The following is an 11,986-nucleotide window of genomic DNA, read 5'->3' on the forward strand; positions in this document are numbered from 1 at the left end:
CGAGGGTCCCGATGCCCTGGCTTGCGGGTTTTGCCCCGGCGCCGCATGAATCCCACCAATACATCGACACCGGGAAGTTCGCTGATGCCGCGGTGACCGCGCCCCGACACCAACAATCGGCTCCGAACGGGCGCGTGCGGGGCTACGTGCCCGAGTCCGTCGCCGCGTACTCGGCGAGCAGGCGCTGTTCGTGGTTCTTGGCCGGGAAGAAGACGAACACGATGGTCGCGCCGATCAGGACCGCGATGACGCCCGCGAGGTAGGCCCACTGGTCGCCCTGCAGGAACGCCGCCTTCGCCCCGGCGATGATCTGGGCGGAGTACTGCGGGTACTGCTCGGCGGTGGTGGCCGCGCTGGAGAACGACTTGGTGAGCTGCGTCTGCACGCTGGCGGTGATCGTCGGGTTGGGCGGTGCGGCGGTGACGGCGGCCGCGGCGGCACTGGCGTATCCGGCGGTGAGCAGCGCCCCGAAGATCGACTGCATGACCGCACCGCCGAGGTCGCGCTGCAGGTCGGCGGTGCCGGAGGCCATGCCCGCACGGGTCACCGGGACCGAGCCGGTCAGCGAGTGGGAGGCGGGCGTGCCCGCGAAGCCGACCCCCGTGCCGATCAGGGCGTAGCCGAGCCCGACCTGCCAGTAGCCGATGCCCTCCCGCCACAGCAGCAGCATCGTCAGGAATCCGAGCAGGACGAAGACGTATCCGGTGAGCAGCGTGAACCGGGCGCCGTGCGACTCCACCAGCTTCGCCGACCGGGGCGCGATGATCACCATCAGGATCGCCGCGGGCAGGATCGCCATTCCGGCCTGCACGGTCGAGTAGCCGAGCACGTTCTGCAGGAACTGCTGGCCGATGAACATCGCGCCCATCAGCGAGCCGAACACGATGATGCCCGCGCAGGCGGCGACCCAGAACACCCGCCGCGAGGCGATGCCCAGGTGGTAAAGCGGGTTGGCGGCCCGGCGCTCGCGCAGCACGAACGCGACCACCGCCGCGAGAGCGAGCACGGTCAGACCGGCCACGAGGGCGCCGGAGTTCGGCACCGGCGCGAAGTTGATCGCCAGGATCGCCGCGCCGACCAGGATGATCGACAGCATGCCGCCGAGGTTGTCGACCGACTCGGTGGTCTCGTTCACGTGTGCGGGCACCAGCATCACGGCCATGACCAGCGCCACGGCGGCCAGCGGCAGCGTGATCAGGAAGACCGAGCCCCACCAGAAGCGCTCCAGCGCGAATCCGGCGACCAGCGGGCCCAGCGAGGCGATGGCCCCGCCGGTCGCCGACCAGAGCGCGATGGAGCGGGTGCGGGCGGGACCCGACCACAGCGCGGCGATCAGCGCGAGCGTCGTCGGGTAGGCCATGCCTGCCGACAGGCCGCCGACGAGCCGGGCGACGATCAGGACGGTGTCCGTCGGCGCGTACGCGGCGAGCAGGCACGCGGGCACGGACAGCAGGATGCCCGTCACCAGCATGAGCTTGCGGCCGTACCGGTCGCCGAGCGCGCCCAGGTAGATGACCGAGCAGGCCAGTCCGAGCGAGTACGCGACCGCGATGAGGTTGAGCGCCGTCTGCGACGAGTCGAACGCCCGCCCGATGTCGGGCAGGGCGACGTTCGCGACGGCCAGGTTCAGGTTGGCCACCGCCGCGACCATGATCAGCGCCGCGAGCACCAGCCCCGGTCGCGCCGGCGCCGACGACCGCCGGTCAGGCGATGAGGTCATCGTCGGCCACTCTCCCCCGTCCGGGTACCTGGAGATCGTCGGGTGCAAGGCGTTTCGATCAGGTTATCGGGTATCACAACCATCATGAGTAAGTTGCCCGAATAGCACGATTTCAGGGGGTCTAGGCTGACCACAAGCACTAAGATCCGGCGATCCGGAAGGCCCAACCCCGCTCACTGCGCACCGACGGCCACGTGCAGGATGGGGAACGTCGGCTCGCGCGAGGGCAGCAGACGTCTGCCACGCACGAGGATCTTGTCACTTAATGATATTTAATGTCCGTTTACCATCCAGCTCAATTTGTGGGATCCATACAAAACTCGCTGTCGCCTACTGAGGCGTACAGCGGTTTCCTACTCATCAGTAGCTGGAAGGGTTGTTGACGGGGACCCGTCCTGAAGGGGTCCCGAGTTCAGTCATTGGGAAGGCTTGATCGGTGTTCAGTCGCATCGCCATCGTCAACCGGGGAGAGGCCGCCATGCGGCTCATCCACGCAGTCCGCGAGATCAACGCCGAGAGCGGTGCCCCGCCGATCGAGACGATCGCCCTCTACACCGAAGCGGAGCGCACCGCCACCTTCGTCCGCGAGGCGGACGACAGCTACTGCCTCGGGCCCGCGTCCGCGCGGCCCTACCTGGACCACGCCGTGCTGGAGCGCGCGCTGGTCGAGATGCAGGTCGACGCGGCATGGGTGGGCTGGGGCTTCGTCGCCGAGGACCCGGCGTTCGCCGAGCTCTGCGAGAAGATCGGCGTCACCTTCATCGGCCCGAGTGCCGAGGCGATGCGCAAGCTCGGTGACAAGATCGGCTCGAAGCTGATCGCCGAGGAGGTCGGCGTGCCCGTCGCGCCGTGGAGCCGGGGCGCGGTGGAGAGCCTGGAGGCGGCCACCCGCTCGGCCGCCGAGATCGGCTACCCGCTGATGCTCAAGGCCACCGCCGGCGGCGGCGGTCGCGGCATCCGGGTCGTGCGCAGCGACGAGGAGCTGGCCGACGCCTACGAGCGCACCAGCCTGGAGGCCAAGCGCGCCTTCGGCAGCGGCATCGTGTTCCTGGAGCGCCTGGTGACCGGCGCCCGGCACGTCGAGGTCCAGGTCATCGCCGACGGCCAGGGCACCGCGTGGGCGCTGGGCGTGCGCGACTGCTCGGTGCAGCGGCGCAACCAGAAGGTCATCGAGGAGTCCGCCTCGCCGGTGCTCGCCCCCGCGCAGGTGGCCGAGCTGAAGTCGGCCGCCGAGCGGCTGGCGCTGGCGGTGGACTACCGCGGCGCGGGCACCGTCGAGTTCCTCTACCACCCGGGCGAGAAGCTGTTCGCCTTCCTGGAGGTCAACACCCGGCTGCAGGTCGAGCACCCGATCACCGAGGCGACGACCGACTTCGACCTGGTCAAGGCGCAGATCCACGTCGCCTCGGGCGGCCGGCTGGGCGATCTGGTCCCGACCGAGGTCGGCCACGCGGTGGAGGCCCGGCTCAACGCCGAGGACCCCGACCGCGACTTCGCCCCGTCGCCCGGCCGGATCGAGCGGCTGACGCTGCCCGCGGGTCCGGGCGTGCGGGTGGACACCGGTGTCAGCGAGGGCGACGTGATCCCCGCAGACTTCGACTCGATGATCGCCAAGATCATCGCGTTCGGGCGTACCCGCGAGGAGGCGCTCGGCCGGCTGCGCCGCGCGGTCGCCGACACCACCGTGATCATCGAGGGTGGCGCGACCAACAAGAGCTTCCTGCTCGACCTGCTCGACCAGCCCGAGGTGATCGACGGCAGCGCCGACACCGGCTGGATCGACCGGGTCCGCGCGCAGGGCCGCCTGGTCTCCACCAAGCACTCCGGCATCGCGCTGGCCGCGGCCGCCATCGAGGCGTACGAGGACGAGGCGCAGATCGAGCGGCAGCGGCTGCTGTCCACCGCACACGGCGGACGTCCCCAGGTCCAGCACAAGAGCGGCCGGCCGATCGACCTCAAGCTGCGCGGCGCCGCCTACCGGGTGTCGGTCGCGCAGATCGGGCCGCACCGCTTCCGGGTCGGCATCGGCGAAGCCCCGACCGTGGACGTCGAGCTGGAACGCTTCGACGAGCACACCGGCCGGGTCCTGGTCAACGGCCGCCGGTTCCGGCTGGTCACCGACACCCACGGCCCGATCCACCTGGTCGAGGTCGACGGTGTCACGCACCGCGTCAGCCGCGACGAGGGCGGCGTGCTGCGCTCCCCCGCGCCCGCGCTGGTGGTGGCGACCCCGCTCCAGGTCGGCGACGAGGTCGAGGCCGGCGCACCGGTGCTCGTGCTGGAGAGCATGAAGATGGAGACGGTGCTGCGCGCACCGGTCAGGTCCAAGCTGCGCGAGATCTCGGTCTCGGTCGGCAGCCAGGTCGAGTCCGGCGCGCCGCTGATGCGCCTGGAGCCGATCGGTGACGACACCGACGCCGAGGCCGCCGCGACCGACGCCGTGGACCTGGAGCTGCCTCCCGAGCCCGACGGCCTGACCGCCGAGGCCCGGGTCGCCCGCGGCCAGGCCGATCTGCGCAGCCTGCTGCTCGGCTACGACCTCGACCCGCGCGACGAGCGCCGGGCGCTGTCGGCATACCTGGCCGGGCGCGCCGAGCTGGGCCGCGTGCCGATCGAGGGCGAGGTCGAGCTGCTGCAGGTGTTCGCCGACCTGTCCGAGCTGACCCGCAACCGGCCGGCCGGCGAGGAGACCCAGGCCGACACCCGGGTGCACAGCCCGCGCGAGTTCTTCCACGCCTACCTGCAGAGCCTCGACGTCGACCGGGCCGGACTGCCCGACGCGTTCCGGCAGCGGCTGGCCCGGGTGCTCGCGCACTACGGCATCGACGGCTTCGACCGTACGCCCGAGCTGGAAGAGGCCGTCTTCCGGATCTTCCTGGCGCAGCAGCGCTCCTCCGCCGACGTCGCGGTGATCGTGTCGCTGCTGCAGCGGTGGCTGACCGAGCCGATCCCCGGCGAAGCGCAGCGGGACGCGGTCGGCCAGGCCCTGGAGCACCTGATCTGGGCGACCCAGGTCCGTTTCCCGGTCGTCGGCGACCTCGCCCGCAGCATCGTGTTCCGCTGGGCCGCGCAGCCGATGCTGCGCCGCAAGCGCGCCGAGGTCTACAACGACGTCCGCGACCACCTGCGCCACCTCGACCGCGACCCGGCCGCGGCCGATCGCGACGAGCGCATCGCGCGGATGGTCGCCTCACCCGAACCGCTGGTGCGGCTGCTCGCGCAGCGCATCGGTCGCAAGGGCGTCGACAACGGTCCGATGCTGGAGGTGCTCAGCCGCCGCTACTACGGCAACCGCGGCGTCAGCGACACCCACTGCGTCGAGGTGGCCGGGCACACGTTCTTCACCGCGGCGTACGACCACGACGGCGAGCGCTTCCAGCTGATCTCGACGGCGACCGACTTCGCCGAGCTGCCGGCCGCGTTGGAGAAGACCGCCGGGCTCGTCGACGGGGCGGCGTTCGCCGACGTCTACCTGACGTGGGCCGACCAGCCCGACACGGACACCATGGCCGCCACCCTGCGCGAGGTGCTCGACCGCGCCGGGCTGCTGGACGTGCTCCGGCGGGTGACGGTGTCGGTGGCCGGGCCGACCGGCACCGCGATGCACCACCACTTCACGTTCCGGCCGGGACAGGGCGAGGACCGGGTCATCCGTGGGCTGCACCCGCAGATCGCCGAGCGCCTGCAGCTGCCGCGGCTGCGCAACTTCGACCTGACCCGCCTGCCGTCGATCGACGAAGAGGTCTACCTGTTCCGCTGCGTCGCGCCGGACAACCCGGCGGACGAGCGGCTCGCGGCGATGGCGCAGGTCCGCGACCTGACCCCGCTGCGCGACGCTGACGGCCGGGTGCAGGCCCTGCCCGCCCTGGAGGGCATGCTCGACGGCTGCCTGGACGCGATCCGCAAGGTCCAGGCCCGACGCCCGGCCAAGAAGCGGCTCGACACCAACCGCATCACGCTCTACGTGTGGCCGTCGAGCGAGCTGACCATGGACGACCTGAACACGGTCATCCAGCGGGTGCTGCCGCGCACCGCCGGGGCGGGCCTGGAGCAGGTGCTGGTGCTGGGCCGCCAGCGCGACGAGGTCACCGGCGAGATGGCCGACGTCGCGGTCGAGGTCTCCTTCGACGCGGGCATGCGAATGTCGGTCACCGAGCCGACGACCGAGCCGATCGAGCCGCTGGACGACTACCGGCAGAAGGTGCTGTCGGCCCGCCGCCGCGGCACGACCTACCCGTACGAGCTGACCGGCCTGCTGTCCGGCAAGGCCGGCACGTTCACCGAGTACGACCTGGACGACAAGGGCGAGCTCGTCCCGGTGGAGCGGCCCAAGGGGCGCAACAAGGCGGGCATCGTCGCCGGCGTCGTCAGCACGCCGACCGAGCGCCATCCCGAAGGCGTCACCCGGGTAGCGCTGCTCGGCGACCCGACCAAGGCGCTGGGCGCGCTGTCGGAGCCGGAGTGCGCGCGGATCATCGCGGCGCTGAACCTGGCCGAGCGGATGCAGGTGCCGGTCGACTGGTTCGCGCTGTCGGCGGGCGCCCGGATCTCCATGGACTCGGGCACCGAGAACATGGACTGGGTGGCCGCGGCGCTCAAGCGCATCGTCGAGTTCACCCAGGACGGCGGCGAGATCAACATCGTGGTCGCGGGCATCACGGTCGGCGCGCAGCCATACTGGAACGCCGAGGCCACCATGCTGATGCACACCAAGGGCATCCTGGTGATGACCCCGGACTCGGCGATGGTGCTGACCGGCAAGCAGTCGCTGGACTTCTCCGGCGGCGTGTCGGCCGAGGACAACTTCGGCATCGGCGGCTACGACCGGGTGATGGGCCCCAACGGCCAGGCCCAGTACTGGGCCCCGGACCTGCGGGCCGCCCAGGACGTGCTGATGGCGCACCACGAGCACACCTACATCGCGCCCGGTGAGGCCGGTCCGCGCCGGGCGGCCACCACCGACCCGGCCGACCGCGACATCTCGCCGTTCCCGCACGCCGTGCCCGACAGCGACTTCACCACCGTCGGGCAGATCTTCTCCAAGGAGCACAACCCCGACCGCAAGAAGCCGTTCGACATCCGCACCCTGATGCGGGCGCTCGCCGACCAGGACCACGCGATCCTGGAGCGCTGGGCGGGCATGGCCGACGCCGAGACGACGGTCGTGCAGGACGTGCACCTGGGCGGCATCCCGGTGTGCCTGCTGGGCATCGAGTCCCGCTCGGTGCCGCGGCGCGGCTTCCCGCCCACCGACGGCCCGGACACGTACACCGCGGGCACGCTGTTCCCGCAGTCGTCGAAGAAGGCGGCGCGGGCCATCAACGCCGCGAGCGGCAACCGGCCGCTGGTGGTGCTGGCGAACCTGTCCGGGTTCGACGGCTCGCCGGAGTCGATGCGCAAGCTGCAGCTGGAGTACGGCGCGGAGATCGGCCGGGCGATCGTGAACTTCCGCGGCCCGATCGTGTTCTGCGTGATCTCCCGGTACCACGGCGGCGCGTTCGTGGTGTTCTCCAAGGCGCTCAACCCGAACATGACGGTGCTGGCCCTGGAGGGCTCGTTCGCCTCGGTGCTCGGTGGCGCGCCCGCGGCGGCCGTGGTGTTCGCCGGTGACGTCAACGCGCGTACCGCCAAGGACCCGCGGGTCGTCGACCTGGAGTCGCGGATCGCCGCGGCGACCGGCGGCGAGAAGGCGGCCCTGGTCGGTCAGCTGCTCGACGTGCGGGCCTCGGTCCGGGCGGAGAAGCTGAGCGAGGTCGCCGCCGAGTTCGACGGCGTGCACAGCATCCAGCGTGCGGTCCAGGTCGGCTCGGTGGACGCGATCATCCGCCCGGAGGAGCTGCGCCCGCAGATCATCGCCGCCATCGAGCGCGGCCTGGCGGCCGCCTGACCCACCCCACCGCACAGCCGTGCGGCAACTCTTGAAGACTTGCGCCCTCGTCCACCCGGCGAGGGCGCAAGTCTTTAAAAGTTGCGCCAGGTGGGGGCGTGGGCGGGGGGCGGGTTTAGGAGAGTTTGTGCAGGATGCGGCTTAGTTGGGCGCGGTCGTCCGGGCTGAGGGCGCTGAAGAAGCGGTCGGCTTCGGCGCGGCGGGCGGCTTCGATCGCGCGGAGCGCGTCGCGGCCGGGGCGGGTCAGCGCCACCAGCGTCGCGCGCCGGTCGGCCGGGTCGGCGCGGCGTTCGACCAGGCCTCGGTCCTGCAGGTCGTCGACGACCTCGGTGGCCGAGCGCGGGGCGATACGCAGCTGCTCGGCCAGCTCGCTGAGACGTAAGGCGTCCTGGCGGCCGAGCACGTTCAATGCCCGCGACTGCGACGGGGTGATCTGCCAGGGCGCGAGGGCGTCCTTGGTGAGGTGCCGCAGGTGGCGGGCGACCGCCCAGAAGGCCTCCGACAGGCCCGTCTCCTCGTGCTCGTCCACGGGAATACCGTACCAGCGGTTGCTGTTGGAACCTCATGTTGAGGTAACCTCAGCATCCGCCTACGAAGGGACCCACCCCTTGGATACCCCACAGATGGAACGAGGAGGCCGCCGCGGCGGCCCGCACACCGTCACCGCCGAGGAGAAGGCGCAGGCCCGCGAGGTCTCGCTGCGCCGCATCGGCCGCCTGTTCACCGCCCACCGCTGGCAGCTCGCCGTGGTCACCGCGATCATCGTGGCGTCGTCCGTGATCGCGATGGCCTCGCCGTTCCTGCTGCGCGAGGTCATCGACGTCGCCCTGCCCAAGGCCGACCTGACGCTGCTGGTCTGGCTGGTCCTCGGCATGGTCGCCGTCGCCGCGCTGACCTCCGCGCTGGGCGTCGTGCAGACCTGGATCTCCACCACCGTCGGCCAGCAGATCATGCACCGCCTGCGCACCGACGTCTTCGCCCACCTGCACCGCCAGTCGATCGCCTTCTTCACCCGCACCCGCACCGGCGAGGTGCAATCCCGCATCACCAACGACATCGGCGGTATGCAGTCCGTGGTCACCTCGACCGCGACCTCCGTCGCCTCGAACCTCACCACCACCGTCGCCACCGCCGTGGCGATGGCCGCCCTGTCCTGGCGGCTGTCGCTGGTCTCCCTGGTCGTGGTGCCCCCGGCCGTCTATCTGACCCGCCGGGTCGCCCGCATGCGCCGCACCATCACCGCGCAGCGCCAGCGCGAGCTGGCCGACCTCAACGTCACCATCGACGAGGGCCTGTCGATCAGCGGCGTGCAGCTGAGCAAGACCACCGGCACCGGCCCCGCGCTGGTCGAGCGCTTCACCGGCTCGTCGTCCCGCCTCATCGACCTGGAGCTGCGCTCGGAGCTGGCCGGCCGCTGGCGGATGGCCTCGATGAGCATCATCTTCGCCGCCATCCCCGCGGTCATCTACCTCAGCGCGGGCCTGCCCGCGACCGCCGGCACGCTGAGCATCGGCACCCTGGTCGCGTTCACCGCGCTGCAGGCCAACCTGTTCCGGCCGCTGATGGGCCTGCTCAACGTCGGCGTATCGCTGACCAGCTCGCTGGCCCTGTTCGCCCGCATCTTCGAATACCTGGACCTGCCGGTCGACGTCGACGACCCCGCGCACCCGGTCGAACTCGACCCCGCCCGCGTCGCCGGGCACCTGCGCCTGGAGGACGTCACCTTCGCCTACCCCGGCAGCGAGACCGCCGCGGTCGCTGGCGTCAGCCTCGACGTGCCCGCGGGCACCTCGCTGGCCCTGGTCGGCGAGACGGGCTCGGGCAAGAGCACCATCGCCGCGCTGATCTCCCGGCTCTACGACCCGGCCGCCGGCCGCATCACCGTCGACGGCGTCGACCTGCGCGACCTGCGGCTGGCCGACCTGGCCCGGATCGTCGGCGTGGTCAGCCAGGAGACCTACCTGCTGCACACCACGATCAGGGAGAACCTGCGCTACGTGAAGCCGGCCGCCACCGACGCCGAGATCGAGCTGGCCGCCCGTGCGGCACAGATCCACGACCTGATCACGGGCCTGCCCGAGGGCTACGACACCGTCGTGGGCTCCCGCGGGCACCGCTTCTCCGGTGGCGAGAAGCAGCGCATCGCCATCGCGCGCACGCTGCTGCGCGACCCGCGCATCCTGGTGCTCGACGAGGCCACCAGCGCCCTGGACACCCAGACCGAACGGGCCGTGCAGCGCGCGCTGGACGAGCTGAGCCGCGGGCGCACCACGATCACCATCGCGCACCGGATGTCGACCGTGCGCGACGCCGACCAGATCGCGGTGCTCGACCACGGCCGCATCCTCGAATCCGGCTCGCACCGCAACCTCGTCGAGGTCGGCGGCCGCTACGCGGCACTCGCCGCGTAGCGGGCCCGGCCACTTCGAGAACTCACGGCGCCGATCGGGAACCCGGGCGGTCCCGGAACGGTCGGTGTGGTGCGGAGTGGATCGTGAAAGGTGGCCCGGTGGCGGAGGAGATGGAGCTGATGACCGAGACGCAGCAGGATGCGTACCGGTCCCTGGTTCAACTGGACGGGGGGCGGGCCGCCGATGTCGCCGCGCTCGGCGCCCTGTCGCACGCGCAGGCAGCGGGCGCCCTGCAGGCCCTGCTGGAGGCCGGGCTGGCGGTCGTCGAGCCCGGCCCGGACCCCGTGTTCCGGCCGCTGCCGCCGGAGGTGGCGCTCGGCGCTAGCCTGCTGCGGCGGCAGGAGGCCCTCGAACGGGGCCGCCGGATCATGACCGACCTGCACGAGCAGTACCGGGCCGCGAGCCGCCAGCGATCCGAACAGGTCGCCGAACTGGTCGTCGGCGCGGAACCGCTGCGCCGGCGGCTGCGCCAGGTGCAGGACCTGGCCGGCGACGAGCTGCTGTGGTTCTGCCGCGCCAATCCGGTCGCGCTGGCCAGCGGCGAGAACACGGCGGAGTTCGACGCGCTCGCCCGGGGTGTCGTCAGCCGTGCCGTCTACGAGCGGGAACCCCTGCTGGCACCCGGCGTGCTCGACAACGTGGCGGAGGGGATCCGCCGCGGCCAGGTGGCCCGGGCCACGCAGTCGCTGCCGGTGCGGATGCTGATCGCCGACCGGACGACCGCGGTGCTGTCGCTGATCCGCGAACCTGGCGACGCCGCCGGCCCCCGCGCCGCGGTGATCAACAACGGTGAGCTGCTGCACGCGCTGGTCGACCTGTTCGACGGCCACTGGGAGACGGCGGTGCCCATCCGGGTCACCGGCGGCGGCACCGATCACCCCGAGGGGCCTGCCGAAGCCGAACTGTACGTGCTGTCACTGGTCGTCGGCGGGGTCCCCGACAAGGCGATCGCGTCCCAACTCGGCGTCAGCCGGCGCACCGTGCAGCGGCGACTGGATCGGCTGATGGCGCTGGCGGGCGTGGACAGCCGGGCGGGCCTGGCCTACCACGCGGCGCGGCGCGGCTGGCTGTGATCGCGGGGCGTCGTCGAGGGGCCGGCCGCCCTCGCTGACGACGCCCATGACCTGGTCTGATCTGATGTCCATGACGGCGGGAGGAGGACCCGGCATGACCCGGCACCGCTTCCACGGCGACGAGGCCCGGTTCGACGTGCTCGCCGAGTTCGTCACGGCACGCTTCCCGCAGGCCCGGTACGTCGCCGACGTGGCCGGCGGCCAGGGCATGCTGACCCGGCTGCTGCGCAAGCGGTTCGGCCTGGAAGCCGAGGTCGTGGACCCACGGGGCTGGACGCTCAAGGGCGTGCCGGCCCGCGCCGAGCCCTACCTGGCGACGCTGGCCGACTACTACGACCTGATCGTGGGCCTGCACCCGGACGAGGCGCTGCGCGAGGTGGTGGACTCGGCGCGGGTGCGTCCCGTGCTGGTCGTGCCCTGCTGCAACTTCTGGGACCGCGACCGCAAGCTGGGCCGAGACGAGCTGCTGACCGCGATCACCGCCCATCACCGCGCCCTCGGCGGCCGGGCCGAGCACGTCGAGCTGGCCTTCCGCGGCCCGAAGAACCACGCCCTCATCCTGCTGCCGCCGCCGACGCGCAACGGCTGACGCCGGTCAGGCGGCCCTGCGCCGCCGGGACAGGTGCAGGTAGAGCAGGGTCACGCCGGTCATCAGCAGCGCGCCGCCCACCGCGAAGGCGATGATGACGATCCCGGACAGCGCCGCCATGCCCGCCAGCTCGCCCGCCAGGAAGGCGATCAGCATGAGCACGCTCGCCACGACCGCCAGCAGCCAGCCGAGGCCGGACAGTCCGATCAGGACCTTGCCGAGCGGCCCGGTGCGCCGCGCTGAATCTGGCATGGGAGGCAGCGTAACGCCTCGCGCCGAAGGGCCGCGGCGGCGGAGGCCACGACC

The 11,986-nt window shown here is 71.8% G+C and carries 7 protein-coding genes; 4 read left to right on the plus strand and 3 right to left on the minus strand.

Annotated features, from left to right (window positions below; genetic code table 11):
* Positions 1 to 142: 142 nt before the first annotated feature.
* Complete coding sequence (locus HAV39_RS05895) at positions 143 to 1,720, minus strand: MFS transporter (protein ID WP_191838161.1); 1,578 nt, start codon at positions 1,718 to 1,720, stop codon at positions 143 to 145.
* A gap of 436 nt (positions 1,721 to 2,156) precedes the next feature.
* On the opposite strand from HAV39_RS05895, the gene HAV39_RS05900 reads away from it, so the two are divergent.
* Positions 2,157 to 7,607, plus strand: a complete 5,451-nt coding sequence (locus HAV39_RS05900; protein ID WP_191838162.1) for an ATP-binding protein — start codon at positions 2,157 to 2,159, stop codon at positions 7,605 to 7,607.
* A 115-nt stretch (positions 7,608 to 7,722) separates the two neighbouring features.
* Here HAV39_RS05900 and HAV39_RS05905 read toward each other — a convergent pair whose 3' ends face one another.
* Positions 7,723 to 8,136 carry a MarR family winged helix-turn-helix transcriptional regulator gene (locus HAV39_RS05905; protein ID WP_191838163.1) on the minus strand — a complete coding sequence of 138 codons (414 nt, stop codon included), beginning with the start codon at positions 8,134 to 8,136 and terminating at the stop codon, positions 7,723 to 7,725.
* Positions 8,137 to 8,230: 94 nt separating this feature from the next.
* Between HAV39_RS05905 and HAV39_RS05910 the strand changes: the two genes are divergently transcribed.
* The 3 genes from HAV39_RS05910 to HAV39_RS05920 all read left to right on the plus strand — a co-directional run bounded on the left by HAV39_RS05910 (position 8,231) and on the right by HAV39_RS05920 (position 11,680).
* The gene (locus HAV39_RS05910; RefSeq protein ID WP_191838164.1) at positions 8,231 to 10,018 is read left to right on the plus strand and encodes an ABC transporter ATP-binding protein; all 1,788 of its coding nucleotides are present in this window, start codon (positions 8,231 to 8,233) and stop codon (positions 10,016 to 10,018) included.
* A gap of 98 nt (positions 10,019 to 10,116) precedes the next feature.
* Complete coding sequence (locus tag HAV39_RS05915; RefSeq protein ID WP_203736194.1) at positions 10,117 to 11,091, plus strand: helix-turn-helix domain-containing protein; 975 nt, start codon at positions 10,117 to 10,119, stop codon at positions 11,089 to 11,091.
* Positions 11,092 to 11,185: 94 nt separating this feature from the next.
* On the plus strand, positions 11,186 to 11,680 hold the full coding sequence (locus tag HAV39_RS05920) for a class I SAM-dependent methyltransferase (RefSeq protein WP_191838165.1): 495 nt from the start codon (positions 11,186 to 11,188) through the stop codon (positions 11,678 to 11,680).
* Positions 11,681 to 11,686: 6 nt separating this feature from the next.
* Here HAV39_RS05920 and HAV39_RS05925 read toward each other — a convergent pair whose 3' ends face one another.
* Positions 11,687 to 11,932, minus strand: coding sequence for a hypothetical protein (locus HAV39_RS05925; protein WP_191838166.1), 246 nt, complete (start codon positions 11,930 to 11,932; stop codon positions 11,687 to 11,689).
* Between the last annotated feature and the right edge of the window lie 54 nt (positions 11,933 to 11,986).

This window comes from Catellatospora chokoriensis, assembly GCF_011297315.1.
GTDB lineage: Bacteria > Actinomycetota > Actinomycetes > Mycobacteriales > Micromonosporaceae > Catellatospora > Catellatospora citrea.